This window comes from Rhodococcus sp. H-CA8f (assembly GCF_002501585.1).
Taxonomy (GTDB): Bacteria; Actinomycetota; Actinomycetes; order Mycobacteriales; family Mycobacteriaceae; genus Rhodococcus_F; species Rhodococcus_F erythropolis.
Genome location: NZ_CP023720.1, coordinates 5,620,847 through 5,642,500 on the forward strand (window position 1 = coordinate 5,620,847; position 21,654 = coordinate 5,642,500).

The following is a 21,654-nucleotide window of genomic DNA, read 5'->3' on the forward strand; positions in this document are numbered from 1 at the left end:
GCTGCGTCGAAACTGCCGTCACATGCACTCCTCCTTCGAGTTCGCTTGTAACAAAACAACTCCCACGACCGAAAATGTCGGTGAACCACAACCGCGAAGGGAAGTAACGAATATGGGATCAGCAGATGTCATGGCCTGGCTCGCCGAGGGTTACCTCGCCGGCGACCCGATTCGCTATCCGCTCTACGTCGGATCGATGTTCCTCGCGATGCCGTTCCAGTTGATCGGCGTAATTCTGGGTCACCCCTTCTGAGTCGCCCCTATTGAGTCACCCCTTCCGAATCGTCACATCAGGCCAGGGCGGTCGACGTAGAACGGCCAGGGTTGCGATCACCGCGGCCGCCAACCCGATGAACTCCCCCATCAAAGCCGCCCTGGTGTGATCGACGGCCGGTGACCACGACGGCTCACCCTCGTGGATCGAGAACACTCCCACTGGCACCGGTATCGGGTCGCCCCGCCACCGCCGGTGTAGACGCGAAACCGTGATGATCGTCGATCCGTCGCTGGTCTGATGCGGTTCACCGAAGATCATCGAGGTCCCGGAATCCGCTCGAAGTCGCTCCACCGCATCACGAATCTCCATGATCACCATGTTCGCACCGAAACAGCAGCCCCGTGCGAGTATCGATCGATGGCCGAGTGGTGGGTACCGAGCAGGCGCGTCGAGCGATGGGGCCAGACGATTGGCCTCGTCCTGCTCGTAGTCGTAATCGGTCCGAGCACCATCCATACAGTGGCCACGGAACCGACAACCGGTAATTGGGTTCGCCTGGCAATCTGGCTTTTCGCGACGGTCGGATTTGCCTACGGCACCGTCCAAGCCTGGCGAACCAGGAACAATCCTCAACCGGCGTGGGGGGGAAGGGACAACTGCCCCCACCGAAATCCCCGCCGACGACGTCCGTAGCGCACTCGCGTCGACTGACGACCGCATTCCGGCAATCAAGGCACTACGCGAACTGCATCCGGGCTTGGGCCTGAAGGATGCGATGGATCTGATCGACGCTCAGCGGGGCGAACAGGGCCCGCATCACTGATAGTTGCGACCATCACAATCACAGTTAGGTATCGACACCTGACCGCCACGATCGGGCAAGCACGCCAGGAGTTAACCACCTGACAGACAGGCTGTTTCGCCGAGTTTGACAAATGTGGTCAATCGGTGAGCGTCGACTCGACCGATTCAACTCACCGTACCAATCGAATTCGCCGTTCAGCATTCCACTCATGGCCCAATGCCACTATGACCCAACGATTTACAACCGGAACTACGGCATCCAGTGAGAACTTTCGCGACAGTGCAGCATCTTTCGTCCAGTTGAGTTGACCGAAACTTGACGTTACGTTGAATTTCAAAGCAATAGCCCGGTCTTGACCTGCGATGGTGTGAGCGAAACGCCCACCTACGCGTGACACGTGGCCGCCCTGATGGGCGCTGTGAATGCCTGAACGTTCGAGGAGTGGAATGACTGCGGTCAAAACTGCGTGGCGTGAACTACGGAAACCCGTGTTCATCCCCGCGTCGATAGTGATCTTTGCCCTGATCGCCTTTGCCGTGATCTACGCGGGAACCGCCGCGGATGCTTTCGAAACACTCAACAACGTGATCAGCGACGGCGTCGGCTGGTGGTACATCCTCTCGGCCACCGGTTTCGTGATCTTCGCGCTGTACTGCGGAATCAGCCGCATCGGCAACATCCGATTGGGACGTGACGACGAGCAGCCCGAGTTCGGGATGCTCTCGTGGTTCGCGATGCTCTTCAGCGCCGGCATGGGCATCGGGCTCGTGTTCTACGGAGTAGCCGAACCACTTTCGCACTACGTGACCCCACCCGTCGCCGGGCAGATCGCCGGATCCACGGACGCCGCAGCCAATCAAGCCATGGAACTGACGCTGTTCCACTGGGGCTTGCATGCATGGGCGATCTACGTCGTCGTCGGCCTTGGTCTGGCGTACATGACCTACCGAAAGGGTCGCCCGCTGTCGATCCGTTGGCTGCTCGAGCCGCTCCTCGGACGGGCTCGCATCGAAGGAAAGATCGGCCACGCCATCGACGTCGTCGCCATCGTCGGCACGCTGTTCGGTGTCGCGACGTCGCTGGGCTTCGGTGTCCAGCAGATCTCGGCCGGCCTCGACTACCTCGGCTGGGTGGAGACCGACAACTGGTTGGTCATCACCATCATCGTCATCGTGACGGGCATGGCGACCTTCTCGGTCGTCTCCGGTGTCACGAAGGGCCTCAAGTGGCTCTCCAACATCAACATGATGCTCGCTGCCGCGCTGGCACTGTTCGTCCTGATTCTGGGACCGACGCTGTTCCTCATGCAGTCGTGGGTGCAGAACCTCGGCGGATACGTCCAGGCCTTGCCCGAACTGATGCTGCGCACGTCCCCGTTCGCCGAAGACGGCTGGCAGGGCGCATGGACCATCTTCTACTGGGGTTGGTGGATGAGCTGGGCACCGTTCGTCGGCATGTTCATCGCGCGCATCTCACGCGGCCGCACCATCCGCGAATTCGTCTTCGGTGTGCTGCTGGCCCCGACGCTGGTTGGTTCGTTGTGGTTCACGATCTTCGGTAACTCCGGCATTCTGCGTCAGCGCAACGAGGGCACGATGCTCGACGCATCCGGCGCAGTGGACACCAACACGTCACTGTTCACGCTTCTCGACGGACTTCCGCTCGGAACGATTTCGAGTGTTCTCGCGATCGTCGTGATCGTGTTCTTCTTCGTCACGTCCGCGGACTCCGGCTCGATCGTCATCGACATCCTCGCGACCGGTGGCAGCTTGGAGACCTCCAAGATCACGCGTGTCTACTGGACGTTCCTCTCCGGTGCCGCGGCCGCAGTTCTCCTCATCGTGGGTGGCAGTGGATCGCTCACGGCGCTGCAAACCGTTGCCATCGCCACGGCGGTACCGTTCTCGGTCATCATGGTGCTGGCATGTCTGTCGATGCTGAAGGCGTTCCGATACGAGGTCGCGTCGGCACCACGCTACCTGCGGGTTTCTACAAATGCCTCGGCATCGACCGACGTTCCGCAACCCACCGAAAAGCGGCTCCGCGATCTGAAGATCTCGTCGACCTTCGCCGGGCTCACCCCGTCACAAAGCGGAATCATGACGGATCCCTCCGACGCCCACATGCTCGTCGCGGTCCACGAAGTTCCCGCCCATGCGGTCAACATCGACCCGGATACCGGCGCCGTCGACTTCTCCGAGGAATCGAAGGTCGTCGATCCGCTGGGCGGAGAGGTGTTCGACACACCCGAGTTCGCCGACTCTGCAGAAGGCCACGCGCAAGCCGCCAGTACGGACTGACCGGCACGTTCGGCATGTTGCATTAGGCATATCTGTTCACCAACTCGCAAACTTGTCATGAGACTTTCAACTCGACAGTTCGCAGGACTCTAAGTTTCGTGAGTAGAACAGGACCAACGGGTTTGCCACTCCAGTCGCAGTCGGAGACGGAACAATCTTTCGGGATTCCGTCCGTATTCCTACGGTCGGCGCATGCACCTGCGCCGCGCACGCTCATCGACATCGTGCGGGCCTCAGCCGAGGCCAACCCGGAAGCACCTGCCATCGACGACGGCGACACCACACTGTCGTACTCGGAGTTGCTCGACGAGATCGCGCTCGGTGCGCGCTGGCTCGGTGATGCCGGCGTCGGCGCAGGTGACCGCGTCGGAATCAGGATGCCGTCAGGTTCGCGTTCGCTGTACGTGGCGATCCTGTCGATCCTCGCTGCGGGCGCCGCGTACGTGCCCGTCGACGCCGACGATCCGGAAGAGCGCGCCGAGTTGGTGTTCGGCGAGGCGCAGGTAGCGGCGATCATCACCGGCGACGGAATCCAGCCGGGGACGGCGCCGAAGCGGCTCGAACATCCACCGGTTCGCGAACCCGAACCCGAGGACGACGCCTGGATCATCTTCACCTCAGGATCGACGGGCACCCCCAAGGGCGTCGCGGTCACTCACCTCAATGCCGCAGCCTTCGTCGACGCCGAGGCGCGCATGTTCCTCCAGGACGAGCCCATCGGGCCTGGTGACCGCGTCCTCGCGGGGCTCTCCGTGGCATTCGACGCGTCCTGCGAGGAGATGTGGCTCGCGTGGCGCCACGGCGCCTGCCTCGTCCCGGCTCCTCGTTCGCTGGTTCGCAGCGGCATGGACCTCGGCCCGTGGCTGGTCTCGCGTGACGTCAGCATCGTCTCCACTGTGCCGACGCTTGCGTCTCTGTGGCCGGCCGAGGCCCTCGAAGCCGTTCGACTCCTGATCTTCGGCGGCGAAGCCTGCCCACCCGAACTGGCCGAACGCCTGGCCGTCGAGGGCCGCGAGGTCTGGAACACTTACGGCCCCACCGAGGCAACCGTCGTCGCCTGCGGCGCACTGATGGACGGCAAGAGCCCCGTCAGCATCGGCCTCCCCCTCGACGGCTGGGACCTTGCCGTCGTCGACGCCCAGAGCAATCCCGTCGCGGTCGGCGAGGTGGGCGAGCTGGTGATCGGCGGCGTCGGCCTCGCCCGTTACCTCGACCCCGCGAAGGACGCCGAGAAGTACGCGTCGATGCCCTCACTCGGGTGGGAACGCGCCTACCGAAGCGGCGACCTGGTCCGGCTCGAGACCACCGGCCTGATGTTCCAGGGCCGCGCAGACGATCAGGTCAAGCTCGGCGGCAGGCGCATCGAACTCGGTGAGGTCGACAACGCCTTGCAGAATCTGCCGGGTGTGAGCGGCGCTGCCGCAGCCGTGAAGAAGACGGCAGCCGGCAACCAGCTCCTCGTCGGGTACATCGCCAGCACGGATCCCGACTTCGATCTCAAGGCCGCTCATGCACTGCTCAGCGAGCAGCTACCAGCAGCCCTCGTGCCGCGTCTGGCGTTGATGGACGAACTTCCGACGCGTACGTCAGGCAAGGTCGACCGCAATGCGCTGCCGTGGCCGTTGCCCGGCGCCGGTGAAGATGCCGGGGCCGCGTTGGGCCTCGACGGCACCGCCGCCTGGGTTGCCGGTCTGTGGGGATCGATCCTGGGAGCCCAGATCACCGGACTCGACGACGACTTCTTCGAAGTGGGCGGCGGATCCCTCTCTGCTGCTCAGTTGGTGACCGCCCTGCGCGAGCGGTTCCCCGAAGTGACCGTCGCACAGCTCTACGACCATCCACGGTTGGGATCGCTCGCCGAATATCTCGACGAATTGGCACCCACCGAAACTGTGGAGCCGCGCATCGTCGCTCCAACACCCTTGAAAACTCAGCTGGCGCAGATCGCCGTCACCGTTCCACTCACGACGCTCACCGGACTGCAGTGGGTGACGTGGCTGGCGATCGCGAACAACGTCCTCGGCTGGTTCGTCGACGTCAGCTGGGCGCCCACGGTCTCGTGGTGGTGGATCCTGTTGGCGTTCATCGTGTTCATCACGCCGATCGGCCGTATGACCATCGCCGTCGTCGGGGCGCGCCTGCTCCTACGCAAGTTGGAACCAGGAACGTACCCGCGAGGTGGTAGTGAACACCTGCGTCTGTGGATAGCGCTGCGACTCACCGAAGCCAGTGGCGCAGCCAACCTTTCGGGCGCACCGTGGATGCTCTACTACGCCCGCGCCCTCGGCGCCGACATCGGCAGCGGCGTCGATCTCCACACACTTCCTCCCATCACCGGCATGCTCGAACTCGGTGACGGCTGCTCCGTCGAACCCGAAGTCGACCTCTCGGGCCACTGGATCGACGGCGACGTCATTCACATCGGCGAGATCAAGATCGGCGACGGCGCCTCCGTCGGTTCACGCTCGACGCTTCTGCCCGGCGCGCGTATCGGTCGGGACGCCGTCGTCGAACCCGGATCTGCGGTGTTCGGCCGAGTAAAGGCAAACCAGCAGTGGGCCGGCTCCCCCGCCACCAAGGTCGGGAAAGCGAATCATCCTTGGCCGGCCGAACATCCGAAGCGCGCACCCGGCTGGGTGCCGGTATACGGCGTCACCTCGGTCTTCCTGGCCGGTATGCCGATCTTCGCTCTGATGGCCGGAATCGCGTTGATAGGTTGGTGGATCCGCGACACCGACACGCTCGCGAGCGCAGTGCTCCAATCGCTGATCATGCTTCCCGTCGCGACCATCCTGAGTTTGCTCGTCTTCGCAGTCGTCACACTGGTGGCCGTTCGTCTTCTCTCGATCGGGCTGACCCCCGGCTACCACCCTGTCCGCAGCCGCATCGGCTGGCAGGTGTGGGCGACCGAACGCCTGCTCGACTCGGCCAGAACCTTCCTCTTCCCGCTCTACGCGAGCCTGCTGACGCCGGGATGGCTCCGCCTCCTCGGCGCCAAGATCGGCAAGAACGTCGAAGCATCCACCGTGCTCCTCCTTCCCAAGTTCACGACGGTCGCCGACGGCGCATTCCTCGCCGACGACACCATGGTTGCGAGCTACGGCCTCGGCGGCGGCTGGATGCACATCGAACAGGCGAAGATCGGCAAGCGTGCGTTCCTCGGCAACTCCGGTATGACCGCACCCGGTCGACGCGTCCCCAAGAACGGTCTCGTGGCGGTTCTGTCGGCCACCCCGTCCAAGGCCAAGTCCGGATCATCGTGGCTGGGTAGTCCACCGGTACGTCTGAGAAGGGCTGCCGGGGACACCGACGCCGCCCGCACGTTCAATCCGCCGATGCGACTCAAGATCGCCCGCGGAGTGGTCGAAACCTGCCGACTGATCCCCGTGATGGTCACGTTCGGCATCGGTCTCGGTGTTCTGTTTGCACTCGAAGCACTGGTCGGCGCCGTCGGATTCTGGTTCGCGGCTCTGTTGAGCGGCGTAATTCTGCTCGTCGCCGGAGCAGTGGCTGGCGCCATCACCATCGCCGCCAAGTGGATCGTCGTCGGACGCATCGCCAAGGTCGAGCATCCGCTGTGGAGTTCGTTCGTCTGGCGCAACGAGGTAGCCGACGCGTTCGTCGAAACCGTCGCAGCGCCGTGGTTCGCTCGCGCAGCGACTGGTACTGCCGTACTCAACATCTTCTTGCGTGGGCTCGGGGCCAAGATCGGCAAGGGCGTTTGGTGTGAGTCGTACTGGCTACCCGAGGCAGATCTTGTGACTTTGGGCGACGGAGCGACAGTGGAACGGGGGTGCGTCGTGCAAACTCATCTCTTCCATGATCGGATCATGTCCATGGACACCGTCACCTTGGGAGCAGGAGCAACGCTGGGACCGCATTGTGTCGCGCTACCCGCAGCCGGCATCGGCGCGGGAGCGACGGTAGGGCCTGCATCTCTGGTGATGCGAGGTGACACCGTTCCGCCCTCCACCCGCTGGCAGGGCAATCCGATTGCACCGTGGGTGGCGTCGTGAAGCCGAACAGAATGCTCGAAGAGCCGCTCGATCCGTACCTGCCACACAACGGCAACCGCGGTTACCGCGTGTCTCGGTACGAACTGGAACTGACGTACAAGGTCTTCAGTAACCGTCTCGCCGGCAAGGCAGTCATCACCGCTGTCACCACCGAGAGCCGATCCAAGTTCAGCTTCGACCTCGCGCAGAACCTGCAGGTGTCCAAGGTGTCCGTCAACGGTGCCCGCGGCACCAAGTACGCGCACTTGAACAACAAGCTGATCCTCACGCCGTCTACCAAGATCCCCGCGGGCGGTGCCCTGTCGGTCACCATCGCGTACAGCGGCAACCCCGAGCCGATCAAGAGCCTGTGGGGCGAAGTCGGCTGGGAGGAACTCGACGAAGGAACTTTGGTCGCAAGTCAGCCCAACGGCGCGGCGTCCTGGTTCCCGTGCGACGACCATCCGATTTCCAAAGCGTCGTACCGCATCTCGATCACCACCGATTCCCCGTTCTATGCCCTCGCCAACGGCAAGCTGATCCGCAAGCAGACCCGTGCGAGTCAGACGACGTGGGTCTACGAGCAGACCGAACCGATGGCAACCTACCTGGCGACGATTCAGATCGGTCAATACGAGCACCGACAGGTGAGCGCCGGGCCGGTACCGGTCTTCGCCGTTCACCCACCTCGGCTGCGCGCAGCGTTCGACGTCGACTTCGGGCGCCAACCCCAGATGCTGGAGGTCTTCGGAAAGCTGTTCGGCCCGTATCCCTTTGCCGACTACACCGCTGTGGTCACCGACGACGAACTCGAAATCCCCATCGAAGCGCAGGGACTCTCGATCTTCGGAGCCAACCACTGCACGGGTAGGCGCGGTTCCGAACGTCTTGTCGCACACGAGCTTGCCCATCAATGGTTCGGCAACAGCCTCACTCTCGGGCAGTGGTGCGACATCTGGCTACACGAAGGCTTTGCCTGTTACGCGGAGTGGATCTGGTCCGAGAATTCCGGTGGCCCATCCTCGAACCAACTCGCGACCAACGCCTATCAAGGGCTCGGGCGTAAATCTCAGGACTTGATCGTCGCCAATCCCGGGCCTGCCCTGATGTTCGACGATCGAATCTACAAGCGGGGCGCGTTGACTCTGCACGCCCTGCGCGGCGTTCTCGGAGACGAGAAATTCTTCGAACTGATCCGCCAGTGGACCACGAAGCATCGGCACAGCACGGTCAGCACCGAGCAATTCACCGATCTCGCTTCACGTTTCACCGACACCCCACTGCGCCCTCTCTGGGATGCTTGGCTGAATCAACGCCCGCTACCTCGGCTTTGACGCTTTCCCCCAGCCGTAGCACCACGCCGAAACATTCCGAATGCGCCGATTAGCTTTGTCTTACCTTTACTATAGAGGTGGGCCGAGGGACGACCCCGACAACACAATTCTCAGGGCACGTTTCCTCGACAGGTAGATCGGGGGATCGATGTTTGTTGTATTCACAATATGTTTCGTGATCGGGGTTGTCGCCCTGATCGGAGCCTTTGCCGTCGGCGAGGTTGCAGATCTGGGCGGCGGCCACGCAGACGGGCTGCCATTTCTGAGCCTGACAACTTTGGCCACAGCACTTTTCGGCTTCGGCGCCGGCGGCGTAGCTGCCACTCTCGCGGACGCTCCGAGGCTGGTAGCGGTGATTGCAGCACTCGCACTCGCCGCCGTTCTCGTTGTCGTCACGCGCGGCCTTCTTCTCCCCTATCTCCTTAAGCAACAAGATAATTCGCACATCGGGCGCGCTTCATACCACGGATTGTTGGGCACGGTCACCCTCACCATCGCAGCCGAAGGTTGGGGAGAAGTCTCGTTCGTCGACGCCGAAGGCAATCGCGTCCAGGCCAAGGCCGTCAGTGCACAGCCGATGGCGCTCACCACCGGCACCACCGTCTACATCGCCGATGTAGACGATCAATACCTTCACGTCGTCACGGTTGACGACGCGATCTAAGGACTCGATACATGCTGCCAATCATCATCATTGCGGTTGTAGTCGCAGTAATCATCTTCATCGTTCTCCCCGCGATCTACGTGAAGAACTACGTCAAGGTCCCGCCGAACGAAGTGGCGGTCTTCACCGGACGAGGCAAGCCGAAGGTCGTCCGCGGCGGTGCCCGGTTCAAGATTCCCGGAATCGAACGCGTCGACATCATGTCGCTCGAGCCGTTCAACGTCAGCATCAATCTCAAGAATGCGCTCTCCAACGACGGTGTTCCGGTCAACGTCGAGGCAGTCGGCCTGGTGCGAATCGGTTCCGCCGACGAAGCGGTTCAGACAGCGGTGCAACGATTCCTGACTTCCGACCTGGACGAACTCCAGCAGCAGATCAACGAAATCCTCGCGGGCAGTCTGCGCGGAATCACCGCGACCATGACGGTCGAGGATCTGAACTCCAACCGCGATTCGCTTGCGCGCAGTGTGGTCGAGGAGGCAGGCGGCGACCTCGCCCGCATCGGCATGGAAGTCGATGTCATCAAGATCGCGGGAATCTCCGACTTCAACGGCTATCTCGAATCGCTCGGTCAGCGCCGCATCGCCGAGGTCAAACGTGATGCCGCGATCGGAACTGCTGAAGCAGAGCGTGATTCGCAGATCCAATCGGCAAAGGCGCGACAGGCAGGTTCCGTCGCGCAGGCCGAAGCCGACACCGCGATCGCGAGTGCAAATCAGAAACGCGACGTCGAACTCGCTCGCCTGCGAGCACAGACCGAAGCCGAGAACGCCGAGGCCGACCAGGCCGGGCCCCTCGCGCAGGCAACAGCCGAGAAGGCCGTCGGCATCGCACGTGAGCAGGCCGAGGCGGCCCGCGTCGAAGCTCGCACCGAGGTCGAGCGTCGTCGCGCCCAGCAATCGGAAGCGGCATTGCAGGCAGATGTCATTGCACCGGCCGAGGCCGAACGCCAAGCCTCCATCGCACGCGCAGAGGGTGAGCGACAGGCCGCGATCCTCCGCGCCCAGGCACAGGCCGAGTCAGCAAGGCAGGCCGGCGGCGCTCAGGCCGATGCACGAAAGCTCGTCGCCGACGCTGTTCGCTCTGAGCAGCAGGCTGATGCCGACGGCCTTCGAGCACGTCTGGAAGCCGAAGCAGACGGCCGCAAGGTAGCGGCCGACGCCGTCCGTGCCGAGCAACAAGCCGAGGCGGATGGTTTGCGCGCCAAGCTCGAAGCCGAAGCTGCCGGTAAGCGTCAGATCGCCGAGGCGCTCAATTCCTACACCCCGCAGGCCGCGCAGTTGCTCACTCTGCCTGATGTTCTGGCAGCATTGGTCGACGCCACCGCAGCGGCGGCGAAGCCGGTCGGCGACATCGACCGCATCTCCATCGTCGGCGGCAGTGACGGGGCCCAGGGTTCGATCGGCTCGATCCTGGGCATCAGCCCCCAGGTGATCGCCGGCGTCATCGAAACTCTCGAAAGCTCAGGCGTCGATATCACCGGATTGCTCAACGGCCTGAACAAGACCGCATCGGTTCCGGTTGGTTCGGTACACAATTCGGTCCACAATTCGGAAAACGGTTCCGCAACTGTAGACGCGTGATTTCGCCCCGGTCCGCCGACTCTCGCAGGGGTCGGCGGATCGGACGGCATCACGCGCTCGGAAGATGTGAACGCGACTTGAAGAGAATCAGAATCAAGCAGGCAGCGGCGGCGGCTGATCCGAACAGAAGAGTCACCGTGTAGCTCAGCGCCGGAATGCTTTCCGACAGCATCGCCAGCAACGCAGGCACAGCAAAACCGATGTAGGTGATCGAGTAGAACACCGCGGTCAGTCCTGCCAGATCGTCCGGCCCCGCGATTCGCTGGATCTCCAGCAACCCGGAAACCAATGCCATGCCGTACCCGCAACCGAGGATCGCTGCAGCCACGATCGCGATCGCCACGGTCAGCGTCGACGCAACCAGAGCAGCGCCGGCCATACCAACCACCAGAAACACCAGAGCCACAACGGCGCCGCGCGCGCTGCGGTCGGTATCGATCTTGCGCCCCAACGACTGAATCGCGAAGCCGCATGTCAGCGCGACCATGCACAGCAGAGCTGAAAAGGCCACGGGCGCATCGCCACTGTGCCCGGTCATGAGCGCCGGAATAACTGCATACGCGACACTGGCAGCACCGAACACCCACGGCGCCAACGGAACAACGACGTAGAGGAATCTACGATGCCCTGCCGGGGGGATCTTGAGGTCGTCGATCAACCTGCGTCGGTCGGATTTCGCCTGTGCCGGTCGTGTTTCGGGAGCACGCCACAGCGCCATGGCCGCGAGGACGGTGATCGCGATGTGCAACACGTACGCCAACACACTCGGCAGGGGCGCCCACTGCGCCAAGATTCCCGCGGCACCCGCTCCCAAGGCGAAGCCGGCAGTCAGACTCATCGCTGCTCGCCTGGCACCCGCGCCTTCCGACGCCGTCGAATCCCAAGGTTGCGTGGACAACTCCTTGACCCAGGAGCCGCCGACGGCCATACCGATCCCCAAGGCGATGCCGCAGAGGATTCTTCCCAGAATGAGAGCGGCAGCGGAGTCGGCCCCGAAAGCGAGCAGCGTCGAACCGGCGATCGCGATTATCGGCGCGGGGAGCATGATCGGGCGTCGACCCAATCGATCGGACAGCGGGCCGCCGAGCAGCAGGGCCGGCACAATTCCGACGACGTAGGCGAAGAGGAAGAAGTCGACCATCACCGGCGAATAGCCGTGATCGAGTCGGTACATCACCAGCAGTGGCGTGAATTCGTTGCCGCCCCAGGCCGCGGCGAACATGCTGGCGGCAACGGTCAGCCACAGCCATTTTCCGCCGGTGCCACGTTCACTGCCTGGACGACGTTCGGCTGCGGTCCCAGCGTCTATCGTTTGGGTGCTCATCACAGAGTTCCTTCGAAGCCGAGGCCGTGCACCTGGCGCATGTGTGTGAGGACGGCAGTGTTGTATCCGTCTGCATCGCCTGTTTCTACGAGGTCGGTAAGCGCGGTGTGGTCGGCAAGGATGCGAGATAGTTGGCCGGGGTCGCGTGAGATCGACCGCGCTGTCATCCGTCGTTGCCTGTCGCGCAGACTCGCGTAGAACGAGTCGAGCAAAGGGTTCCCACCGGCGGCAACGATCATCTTGTGAAAGTCGGCATCGATCGCGCTGAACGCGGCAACGTCCCCGCGATCAGCAATCTCACGTTGCTCGATCAGATTCGCGCGCAACGCTGCGACCAGCGCTTCACGTGCGTGCGGTCGGACCGACACCACTCGAACGCTCTGAGTCTCGACGAGTTGTCTGGCACTGACTACGTGTTCCGCTTCCCCATCCGCGACCGGGACGATCAGCGCCCCCTTCTTCGGGTAGAGGCGCATCCAACCTTCCGACTCGAGACGCAGAAACGCCTCACGCACCGGCGTTCGGCTCACATTGGTCCGAGCGGCGATGTCACCCTCGCTGATCAGCTCCCCGCCGGCGAGTTCGCCGGAAAGGATCAGCTCCTTGACTTCGCGGAAGACGGTTTCCGAAGCGGAATACAACATAGACACAAGATGTATTTATACTCCACGCTGGCGGAACCCAGACATTCGGGTCGCCGATCCGAACATCTCGGTCCAACACGGCATCGATCCAGCTAGCATTGCAAGGTGCCAGACAGAAGAGGAGTCAGTTCACGATGAACGGCGCACGCTCCCGCCATCGCAGACTGACGCACTCATGACGTCGCAGATGAAGTCCATGAGGACCCTGACCCGCGAGTGGCTGGCCCTCCCCGATCAATACGACCGATTCACTCGCTATCTCCGCGACAACGGCCTCACGACCGCCACCCGGCTATTACTTGGCATCATTGTCATCGGACTGGGCGTGTGCGCACTACTCAACAGATTCAGTCCGGCCGGTCCGACAAGCACGATTGCGCTGTTCTTCAACACTGTTGTCGTGATCTCGTGCTTCATGGTCGGAGTCTCATGGTGGGTCTTCGGCCCGACAAAGCGCCGCTCGTTCGGTTTCGTAGTCTTCTGCGACATCGCAGTCACGATTTCCGTACTTGGAGATTCCTCGCAGCTTGCGCGATTACTTACCTGTGTCATCTACGCGCTGATCGGTATCTACATCGCCTATTTTCACAATCCGAAGTTGCAGATCGCACACCTGACCTTCTCGGTTGTGATGATCGTGGTGGCTGCGCAGCCGATCCTCTTCGGGCCGGAGCGAGATCCTGCGCTCGGTGTTTCGAAAGTGCTGGTTGTCGTCACCGCACTCGTGGTTTGTGCGTTCATCTCGCAGATCGTGCTGACGATGCTCAGCATGGACGCGTCCAGCTCCGACCTCGATCCCCTCACCGGGCTCCTGAACCGTCGTGGCCTCGACCGCCACGTCGAGAAGGTACTCGCGGAGTTCCAGCGTCAGGAATCGGCGGCACTACTCGTGATCGCGATCGACATCGACCGGTTCAAGACGATCAATGACGTACACGGTCACGACGTGGGCGACCGCATAATTCTCCGGGTTTCACAGCGGTTGTCCGCCTGGGCACATGCCGATGCTGTTGTCGCACGGGTCGGCGGCGACGAATTCATCCTCGCTCAAAGACTTTCCGTGCCGGCCATCGGCCCGATGCTCGACTCGATCGGACCGGCAATGCACTCGAATACCGACGAGATACCGTCGACATCGAGCATCGGAATCGCCGTGCGTACCCACAAATTCGTCGCCGGAGAAGAGCGTGCAAGAGCGTTCACCGACATGCAGAAAGTCGCCGATTCGGCGATGTACGAAAGCAAGAGACTCGGCGGCGGACGCGTTCACACGATCGTCACCACTGCGAGCAGGTAGCAGTACGTGAGTTATCAGTAATAAACCGGCCCCGGCACTCCTCCACCCGCTGCCACCGCGTCACCGGTGATCGCGATGCTTCGCGGCGATGCCAGGAAGGTCACGACATCAGCCACCTCTTCGGCGTCGATGATCCGGTGTATCGAATTCGTCGCGATACCCCGCTCCACCTCCGCCTGCGAGCGGCCGGATTCTTCCGACTCGCGCGCAATCCGCGCGGTCAACCTCTCGGTCCGCGTCACGCCCGGATGGACGACGGTGACGTTGATTCCCTTGGGGCCCAGCTCGTCTGCAAGATTCTTGGTCAGCGCAGACACACTGACGTTGCGGATCGTGTGGGCGATCGAGGTTGCCTGTCTGGCACCCAAACCGCTGATGTTGATGATCCGACCCCAACCCTGATCGATCAGATACGGCGCCACAGCACGCGCAGTGCGCAGGTAGCCGAGCACTTTCACTTCGACTTCGGCGCGCACGACGTCGTCGGTGGTCGCCTCGAAATCCGTCGACTTTCCGGCGCTGAACGGAGTCGCTGCCGAGTTGACCAGAATGTCGACGCCGCCGAACTCCTTTACTACTTGCCGCACCGACGCCTGAACCGCGTCGTCGTCTCGCGTATCCGTCACGACTCCGATCGCACGAATTCCGAACTCCGAAACCAAATCTCGTGCAACGCTTACGACGGTTTGCTCAGTGCGCGCGAGTATCGCGATGTCGACCCCTTCAGCAGCCAGACCTCTGGCGATTGCCAGACCGATCCCCTTGCTACCACCGGCAACGATCGCACGCTTTCCAGACAGGTGAAGATCCATACCTGCGACACTATCCAACAGGCGATCCCCGATCTCTACGAAGAGGGATCGGGGACCGACTGGATTGTTTCTGGGTCTCAGACCATCAGATCCGCGTACAGGTAGACGTTGTCGGCGTAGTTACCCACACCGTCCTCGAATTGCAGTTCGCCGCCGCAGGTTACGACTGCCAACTTGCGAGGGCCCTCCGGGCCGGCCAGCACGCTTTCCTCCACGCCATCGGCCTTCGGGCGTGTCGTCACCGCAGTCACCTTCCACGACGTGCTCTTGCCCGTCGCGTCGGAGGTGCGGATCACTTCACCCGGTTCGATCGTGCCCAGGTCGAACAGTGCACCGTTACCCTGGCCGGTCAAATTGACATGTCCGGCAATCAAAGTCGTGCCGGTGACCGAGTCGAGCGAGGCGCCGTCGAGCCAGATTCCGACGTTCTTGACGTTCTCCGGCGGAGTGAGAACTCCTTCCGGCACGGTGGCGTCCACGATCGGCGCCTGAACACCGACCGGGTCGAGCGAAAGGGTGTTGGGAGTCATCAACTCATCCGAAGGCGCTGCCGGATTCGCGTAGTGCGACATGACAACTCCCGGACTCGGCGGGATCGCAGCATCGTCATCGGAGGATCGCAGGCCGACGAAAGCCATGGAAGCACCGGCGACCAACACCGCGATGAGAGCCAGGATGAACGCGACACGACGCCCCTTGCCGGTGTTCGCGGGCTGATCGTGGTTGGAATCGTCGTATGGATTGGATGGATTGGGATCCGACTCGTACATGGTCATCGAACTGTCTCCTGCGGGATGAGGCACCCCCGGCGCCTCTTGCGAATTGACGCCCCCTGCGTCTGATCAGTGTCGGCACCGATCACACGAATCGTGATCGGTGCCGACGTCTACTACATCTGTCTGGCGTCAGGAACGCTTGCGGCGGAGAGCAACTGCTCCGGCAGCAGCCATTCCGACAAGCCCGAGGCCTGTCACTGCGACGGCGACGTTGCGGCCTGAATTCTGTTCAGCGGCACCACCGTCGATGGCAACCGGGCGAGGTCCGGTAGCCGGCTTCGGAGCGGACGGCGCCGGAGCAGCGGGAGTTGCAACCGGCTGCGACGGAACAGGCGCACCCGGAACTACGGGCACGACCGGCACAATCGGAACGATGGGCACGATCGGAACAATCGGCACGATGGGCACAATCGGAACGACCGGAGTTGCAGGCGTCGTGGTTGCCGGTGTCGTTGTTGCCGGTGTCGTCGTTGCGGGTGTCGTCGTAGGCGCTGCTGCATATCCGACGCTGGCAGACGCATTCATCAACGCCGGCCGAACGGTGTCGAACGACGCGAAGACCTGGCACTGTGCGCCTGCCGTGTTCCAGTGCAGGTTCTCGACCGAATCCGGAATGACGCTTGCGGTCACGGAGTAGTCACCGCCGTCCGCAGCGGTGAGGCATAGATCCACGGCAGTCGGTGCGTCGCCGCGGCCGTCGACCGTCAATTGGTTTGCACTCAACGTTGCCTTGGCGTTGTCGCCACAGACGGTGAGTTCGGTACCCGCCGAGGACTGAACATTGATCGGCTTCCGGTACATATTCGTGTTCAGGGTGAATACGGCAGTCTCGCCGGCCTTCAAAGTTCCCGTCGCGGGCGTCTTGCGAACGAGGTCGAGCGTCTGCGTGACGTTCATGATCTCGACGATGCGAGCTCGCTCGTCGTCGCCGATGTTCCTGTCGCACAGGCTTTTGAAATCGGCCATCAGCGGATTGTCGTAGTCCGAAACGCACCACACCAGCGTCTGCCGCGCCGAACGCGCATCCTCACTGCCATTTCCCGAAACGACGCCGTCGAGCTTGGCGGGATTCTGCAGCAACCAACTGATGACAGCGAGATCGTCGGCTGACAGATCGGGATTGCCCGATGACGGAACCGTCGCACCCATCTCGTCGTTGTGCTTGTCCACGGGCAAACCGTTTTCGTCGACGCCGGCACATGGATCGAGATCGAAGTCCGTGCAGTACATCCATTCCGACTTCGCAATTCCGTCGACGTCGCGGACACCGCAGACCGGAGCATCCACCGCGGCCGATGTACCCCGATCGGTGGTGCCGTACATCGGCACGATGTTGCCGTCGTTGAAGTGATCCAGCCGAATGCCGGAGATGTCGAGCATCTGCTCTGAGGGCGTGTACTCGGTGCCCTCACACAACCCGGCGGTGAACGCCGGAGCAGCCGCGGTTCGCACCGGCATCGGCGCGGACACAGCTGGTGAAGCAAAAGCAACGCTACTACCGGCCACCGTTACGGCAATAGCTGCAGTTAGCGAGAGCCGGAGAACAAGCGGCCTACGCCGTGAACCAGACACAGTCATCAAAGCTTCCCTTTCAAGACATTTCGGTAGCGGGAAGGTTGCTTGGATTCCCAAGGCCACGCCACCCAGCGCTCACTTCCGAGAGGATCGGCTGATCGCTTTTGGCAACCAGCCAGTTACTAGATGGCAATGTAGTGCATGTTTCAAGAAAGTCCACCCGATCGTCGAGCCCCCGTACGCAGCTTGAACCTCCGGACGACGAGTTAGCCAACAAGATGACTGCACCTTTGTCCAACCGCACAACTATCGCGATCAACTCAAAATTGGCTCACGTAACCGGGGCGCTCCCGACATTCCTCCGACGCTAGCCGGTCGGTAACTCGGACATTCTGGGGAAACTCACAGGAAGGGGCGTTTTCAGCGCGCACACAAAAGAAGGGGCCCGCAATGCGGACCCCTTCACCGGAACTTCCAACCGAGACTGCTTTGTCTGGATTCAGACAACTTGCAGATACTCGGAACAATCCACCGATTCACTAAATGTGATTTGCCTCAGATTTAGAGAATCTGTTGGTTTTGTTCACACTCTGAACCAATCTTTTGGTCCTCTTTGTGTCGATTACCCAGATCTTCGACGGCGGCAATCTGCACCCGATAGAGAGCGGAGTACGAGCCTCGGATCAGTCTCGGACCGGAGGCGCCTTCCTTGTGGTAACCGCAATGCGATTCCACGCATTGATCGTGAAGATGACGCTGATGAGCTGGGCCAGTTCCCCGTCCGAGAATTCGCCGGCCGCCTCGCTGTACACCTCGTCCGGAACGAAACCGTCGGTAAGGACTGTCACGGCCTCGGTCAAGGCGAGCGCGGCACGTTCGCGATCGGAGTACATCCCTCGCGCTTCTTCCCACGCGTTCAGTAGGTAGAGCTTCTGCTCCGTCACGCCGACCTTTCGGGCGTCTCGAGTGTGCATGTCCAAGCACCACGCGCAATGATTCAGCTGTGACGCACGCGTGAGGACCAGCTCGACGAGCGTCGGCTCCAGCCCCTTGCGCGCAGCGGCATCCAACGCAATCATCGCCTTGTAGACCTCGGGCGCCAGCTTTGCGATATCCAGTCGTTGTCCTGTTGCTGTAGTCATACTCAAACCGTAGTCCCGGAAAGACCCCGAAACATGGTTCAATCCGGTGATGAATTCATGGGCCAATCTTGGGTTCGATCTGCATATCGAGCTGCCACAGGGAATCGGGGTTCGCGCTGCGCTGCTTCAGACGCTTCGCGACGCGATCGACAGTGGACTGTTGAAGCCCGGCACCAGACTCCCACCTTCTCGCACCCTCGCACTCGATCTCGGAGTTGCCCGAAACACCGTTGCAGACTGCTATGCCGAGCTCGCCGCCGCTGGATGGCTTGTCACCCGGCCGGGTTCCGGGACCGTGGTCGCCACGCTCGCCAGCACACACAGTCGCGAAGTCGATCCATCGCCGACCCGACGGCGCTTGACCTACAGCCTTCTCCCCGGATCGCCGGACGCGTCGGCGTTTCCCCGCACTGCATGGATTTCGTCCGCCAGACGTGCTTTGACCACCGCGCCGACGGACGCTTTCGCGACCACTGATCCCAGAGGCCGAGTCGAACTCCGAAACGCCCTCACCACATACCTGAGCCGCACCAGAGGCGTTCGCGTCGATCCGAGCCGCATTGTGATCAGTGCCAGCTCGGGTCACGGGATCTCCCTCCTCGCCCGTGCACTCGGAGGAGCGATTGCGGTCGATGCTTTCTGCCTTCACCTGCACCGACAGTTGCTCGTCGACGAAGGACTGCTGACAATTCCCATTTCGGTCGACGAATCAGGCACTTGCACAGACGAATTGGTGTCAACGTCTGCTGAGAGTGTTCTGCTGACGCCGACCCATCAGTTTCCCCTCGGAGGTCCCCTCACGCCGGCGAGGCGCGCGACCGCTCTCGAATGGGCCTCGACTACCGGTGGCGTCATCATCGAGGACGACTACGACGGCGAATTCCGTTACGACAGAAAGCCTGTCGGCGCACTCCAAGGAATCGCGCCGCAGCACGTTGCATACCTCGGCACTGTCAGCAAGACACTGTCGCCGGCCATACGCATCGGATGGATGGTGTTGCCGGACAGGCTGATCGAACCCGTCCTCGCGACAAAGGGACCCTACGAACGCTGGGTCAGTTCAACGGATCAATTGACCTTGGCAGACTTCATCGAATCCGGAAGATTCGACAGCCATATTCGAAAGATGCGTACCTCGTATCGACGACGACGCGATCAACTGGTTGCGACCCTTGCACAGCAAGTACCCCAGGTCAGGGTCGAGGGGATCTCCGCGGGTCTTCACGCTGTGATCCGCCTTCCCTCCGGCACCGAACAATCTGTTCTTGCGGCGGCGCAGGCGCGCGATCTCGGGCTCGAAGGGTTGTCCGTCTTCCGACATCCCGACGTGTCGTCAGTCGGCGGTGACGGCGTCGTCGTCGGTTACAGCACGCCGACGCAGTCGCAGTACTCCAGGACGCTGGATGTGCTCTGCGAGGTGCTGCAGGAGGCTCTGCGATAACGCCTGCCCTGCCCTGCCGTGATGGAGTGAACGTACCGTTCCCCTCGCTGAAGAGGGTGAGAGTGTCGTTCACTCGATCCCGGACGGGGTGGTGAGCCGGCCGTGCGCTTCTGCTCGTGATGGTGTGAACGGTACGTTCCGTCGATCTGAGGCGACGAACGTACCGTTCGCTCGAAGTCGGGGGTGCAGGCGACGGGATGTTTCGGGGTGTTTTGGGTACGAGAAAGCCCCCCAACCATCACTGGTTGGGGGGCTTCTCGTAATTTGTGTTCGGCGGTGTCCTACTCTCCCACACCCTGTCGAGTGCAGTACCATCGGCGCTGAAGGGCTTAGCTTCCGGGTTCGGAATGGGACCGGGCGTTTCCCCTTCGCTATGACCGCCGTAACTCTATGAAACTGTCACAGTAACCAACTTCTGATCACCTGGTTTCACCGTGCACCAACCCGAACCCGTTACCGGGTGGATGGATGACGGAGAAAACAGGGTTTCTCATCAGTATCTGTGTGTTGTTTCAGATACCGCACAGTGGACGCGTAGCTTCTTTGTGGTAAGTCCTCGGCCTATTAGTACCAGTCACCTGCATGCATTACTGCACTTCCAGTTCTGGCCTATCAACCCGGTGGTCTGCCGGGGGCCTTACCCCCTCGAGGGGGTGAGAAACCTCATCTTGGAACAGGCTTCCCGCTTAGATGCTTTCAGCGGTTATCCCTTCCGAACGTAGCTAACCAGCGGTGCTCCTGGCGGAACAACTGGCACACCAGAGGTTCGTCCGTCCCGGTCCTCTCGTACTAGGGACAGCCTTCCTCAAGTTTCTAACGCGCGCGGCGGATAGAGACCGAACTGTCTCACGACGTTCTAAACCCAGCTCGCGTGCCGCTTTAATGGGCGAACAGCCCAACCCTTGGGACCTACTCCAGCCCCAGGATGCGACGAGCCGACATCGAGGTGCCAAACCATCCCGTCGATATGGACTCTTGGGGAAGATCAGCCTGTTATCCCCGGGGTACCTTTTATCCGTTGAGCGACACCGCTTCCACTTGCCGGTGCCGGATCACTAGTCCCGACTTTCGTCCCTGCTCGACCTGTCAGTCTCACAGTCAAGCTCCCTTGTGCACTTGCACTCGACACCTGATTGCCAACCAGGCTGAGGGAACCTTTGGGCGCCTCCGTTACATTTTGGGAGGCAACCGCCCCAGTTAAACTACCCACCAGGCACTGTCCCTGAACCAGATCATGGTCCGAGGTTAGAGGTCCAATTCGATCAGAGTGGTATTTCAACAACGACTCCACGATAACTGGCGTCACCGTTTCACAGTCTCCCACCTATCCTACACAAACCGAACCGAACACCAATACCAAGCTGTAGTGAAGGTCCCGGGGTCTTTTCGTCCTGCCGCGCGTAACGAGCATCTTTACTCGTAATGCAATTTCGCCGAGTCTACGGTTGAGACAGCTGAGAAGTCGTTACGCCATTCGTGCAGGTCGGAACTTACCCGACAAGGAATTTCGCTACCTTAGGATGGTTATAGTTACCACCGCCGTTTACTGGGGCTTAAATTCTCAGCTTCGCTCCCGAAGGAACTAACCGGTCCTCTTAACCTTCCAGCACCGGGCAGGCGTCAGTCCGTATACATCGTCTTACGACTTCGCACGGACCTGTGTTTTTAGTAAACAGTCGCTTCTCACTGGTCTCTGCGGCCCCACCCAGCTCAGACAGTAAATGTCGTCACCAAACAGGGCCCCCCTTCTCCCGAAGTTACGGGGGCATTTTGCCGAGTTCCTTAACCATAGTTATCTCGATCGC

The 21,654-nt window shown here is 61.6% G+C and carries 16 protein-coding genes and 2 rRNA genes (1 of these 18 running past the window's edge); 9 read left to right on the plus strand and 9 right to left on the minus strand.

Going from position 1 to position 21,654, the window contains the following annotated elements:
• Window positions 1-112 precede the first annotated feature (112 nt).
• Window positions 113-253 carry a hypothetical protein gene (locus CPI83_RS31085; RefSeq protein WP_003941170.1) on the plus strand — a complete coding sequence of 47 codons (141 nt, stop codon included), beginning with the start codon at window positions 113-115 and terminating at the stop codon, window positions 251-253.
• 15 nt (window positions 254-268) lie between these two features.
• Here CPI83_RS31085 and CPI83_RS26150 read toward each other — a convergent pair whose 3' ends face one another.
• The gene (locus CPI83_RS26150; RefSeq protein WP_019746678.1) at window positions 269-595 is read right to left on the minus strand and encodes a hypothetical protein; all 327 of its coding nucleotides are present in this window, start codon (window positions 593-595) and stop codon (window positions 269-271) included.
• A gap of 208 nt (window positions 596-803) precedes the next feature.
• On the opposite strand from CPI83_RS26150, the gene CPI83_RS31265 reads away from it, so the two are divergent.
• From CPI83_RS31265 to CPI83_RS26180, 6 genes are all read left to right on the plus strand, one after another.
• On the plus strand, window positions 804-1,040 hold the full coding sequence (locus tag CPI83_RS31265) for a ribosomal protein L7/L12 (protein ID WP_232816811.1): 237 nt from the start codon (window positions 804-806) through the stop codon (window positions 1,038-1,040).
• A gap of 428 nt (window positions 1,041-1,468) precedes the next feature.
• Window positions 1,469-3,322: a BCCT family transporter gene (locus tag CPI83_RS26160; protein ID WP_007727149.1), complete on the plus strand. Its 1,854-nt coding sequence runs from the start codon at window positions 1,469-1,471 to the stop codon at window positions 3,320-3,322.
• Between the two features lie 122 nt (window positions 3,323-3,444).
• Window positions 3,445-7,338, plus strand: coding sequence for a Pls/PosA family non-ribosomal peptide synthetase (locus CPI83_RS26165; RefSeq protein ID WP_003941141.1), 3,894 nt, complete (start codon window positions 3,445-3,447; stop codon window positions 7,336-7,338).
• A gap of 11 nt (window positions 7,339-7,349) precedes the next feature.
• Entirely contained in the window at window positions 7,350-8,651 is a 1,302-nt protein-coding gene (locus CPI83_RS26170; RefSeq protein ID WP_044480251.1) for a M1 family metallopeptidase, read from the plus strand.
• Window positions 8,652-8,799: 148 nt separating this feature from the next.
• Entirely contained in the window at window positions 8,800-9,315 is a 516-nt protein-coding gene (locus tag CPI83_RS26175; RefSeq protein WP_020968283.1) for a hypothetical protein, read from the plus strand.
• An 11-nt stretch (window positions 9,316-9,326) separates the two neighbouring features.
• Window positions 9,327-10,898 (plus strand): flotillin family protein, encoded by a 1,572-nt coding sequence (locus tag CPI83_RS26180; RefSeq protein WP_020906004.1) that lies wholly within the window; start codon window positions 9,327-9,329, stop codon window positions 10,896-10,898.
• A 49-nt stretch (window positions 10,899-10,947) separates the two neighbouring features.
• On the opposite strand, the gene CPI83_RS26185 is transcribed toward CPI83_RS26180, so the two are convergent.
• Window positions 10,948-12,222, minus strand: coding sequence for an MFS transporter (locus CPI83_RS26185; protein ID WP_097387952.1), 1,275 nt, complete (start codon window positions 12,220-12,222; stop codon window positions 10,948-10,950).
• The gene (locus tag CPI83_RS26190) at window positions 12,222-12,866 is read right to left on the minus strand and encodes a GntR family transcriptional regulator (RefSeq protein WP_029254358.1); all 645 of its coding nucleotides are present in this window, start codon (window positions 12,864-12,866) and stop codon (window positions 12,222-12,224) included. The genes CPI83_RS26185 and CPI83_RS26190 overlap by 1 nt, the downstream gene beginning before the upstream one ends.
• A 175-nt stretch (window positions 12,867-13,041) precedes the next feature.
• On the opposite strand from CPI83_RS26190, the gene CPI83_RS26195 reads away from it, so the two are divergent.
• Entirely contained in the window at window positions 13,042-14,163 is a 1,122-nt protein-coding gene (locus tag CPI83_RS26195; protein WP_030534865.1) for a GGDEF domain-containing protein, read from the plus strand.
• Window positions 14,164-14,177: 14 nt separating this feature from the next.
• On the opposite strand, the gene CPI83_RS26200 is transcribed toward CPI83_RS26195, so the two are convergent.
• The 4 genes from CPI83_RS26200 to CPI83_RS26215 form a co-directional block, all read right to left on the minus strand.
• The gene (locus tag CPI83_RS26200) at window positions 14,178-14,975 is read right to left on the minus strand and encodes an SDR family oxidoreductase (protein ID WP_030534866.1); all 798 of its coding nucleotides are present in this window, start codon (window positions 14,973-14,975) and stop codon (window positions 14,178-14,180) included.
• A 77-nt stretch (window positions 14,976-15,052) separates the two neighbouring features.
• Complete coding sequence (locus CPI83_RS26205; RefSeq protein WP_097388254.1) at window positions 15,053-15,751, minus strand: class F sortase; 699 nt, start codon at window positions 15,749-15,751, stop codon at window positions 15,053-15,055.
• Window positions 15,752-15,880: 129 nt separating this feature from the next.
• Complete coding sequence (locus CPI83_RS26210) at window positions 15,881-17,257, minus strand: hypothetical protein (protein WP_232816812.1); 1,377 nt, start codon at window positions 17,255-17,257, stop codon at window positions 15,881-15,883.
• A gap of 692 nt (window positions 17,258-17,949) precedes the next feature.
• Window positions 17,950-18,408 (minus strand): carboxymuconolactone decarboxylase family protein, encoded by a 459-nt coding sequence (locus CPI83_RS26215; protein WP_030534869.1) that lies wholly within the window; start codon window positions 18,406-18,408, stop codon window positions 17,950-17,952.
• A 49-nt stretch (window positions 18,409-18,457) separates the two neighbouring features.
• On the opposite strand from CPI83_RS26215, the gene CPI83_RS26220 reads away from it, so the two are divergent.
• Window positions 18,458-19,849 (plus strand): PLP-dependent aminotransferase family protein, encoded by a 1,392-nt coding sequence (locus CPI83_RS26220; RefSeq protein ID WP_198586323.1) that lies wholly within the window; start codon window positions 18,458-18,460, stop codon window positions 19,847-19,849.
• A 268-nt stretch (window positions 19,850-20,117) separates the two neighbouring features.
• On the opposite strand, the gene rrf is transcribed toward CPI83_RS26220, so the two are convergent.
• Both rrf and CPI83_RS26230 read right to left on the minus strand, forming a co-directional pair.
• A 5S ribosomal RNA gene (gene rrf / locus CPI83_RS26225) occupies window positions 20,118-20,234 on the minus strand.
• A gap of 159 nt (window positions 20,235-20,393) precedes the next feature.
• Window positions 20,394-21,654, minus strand: a 23S ribosomal RNA gene (locus CPI83_RS26230); it runs 1,874 nt beyond the window's last position.

Bases quoted from the DNA above. Each gene is read 5' to 3' on its own strand.
- CPI83_RS31085 (WP_003941170.1), top strand. From the start codon at position 113: ATGGGATCAGCAGATGTCATGGCCTGGCTCGCCGAGGGTTACCTCGCC.
- CPI83_RS26150 (WP_019746678.1), bottom strand. From the start codon at position 595: ATGGTGATCATGGAGATTCGTGATGCGGTGGAGCGACTTCGAGCGGAT.
- CPI83_RS26160 (WP_007727149.1), top strand. From the start codon at position 1,469: ATGACTGCGGTCAAAACTGCGTGGCGTGAACTACGGAAACCCGTGTTC.
- CPI83_RS26170 (WP_044480251.1), top strand. From the start codon at position 7,350: ATGCTCGAAGAGCCGCTCGATCCGTACCTGCCACACAACGGCAACCGC.
- CPI83_RS26175 (WP_020968283.1), top strand. From the start codon at position 8,800: ATGTTTGTTGTATTCACAATATGTTTCGTGATCGGGGTTGTCGCCCTG.
- CPI83_RS26180 (WP_020906004.1), top strand. From the start codon at position 9,327: ATGCTGCCAATCATCATCATTGCGGTTGTAGTCGCAGTAATCATCTTC.
- CPI83_RS26185 (WP_097387952.1), bottom strand. From the start codon at position 12,222: ATGAGCACCCAAACGATAGACGCTGGGACCGCAGCCGAACGTCGTCCA.
- CPI83_RS26190 (WP_029254358.1), bottom strand. From the start codon at position 12,866: ATGTTGTATTCCGCTTCGGAAACCGTCTTCCGCGAAGTCAAGGAGCTG.
- CPI83_RS26195 (WP_030534865.1), top strand. From the start codon at position 13,042: ATGACGTCGCAGATGAAGTCCATGAGGACCCTGACCCGCGAGTGGCTG.
- CPI83_RS26200 (WP_030534866.1), bottom strand. From the start codon at position 14,975: ATGGATCTTCACCTGTCTGGAAAGCGTGCGATCGTTGCCGGTGGTAGC.
- CPI83_RS26205 (WP_097388254.1), bottom strand. From the start codon at position 15,751: ATGACCATGTACGAGTCGGATCCCAATCCATCCAATCCATACGACGAT.
- CPI83_RS26215 (WP_030534869.1), bottom strand. From the start codon at position 18,408: ATGACTACAGCAACAGGACAACGACTGGATATCGCAAAGCTGGCGCCC.
- CPI83_RS26220 (WP_198586323.1), top strand. From the start codon at position 18,458: ATGAATTCATGGGCCAATCTTGGGTTCGATCTGCATATCGAGCTGCCA.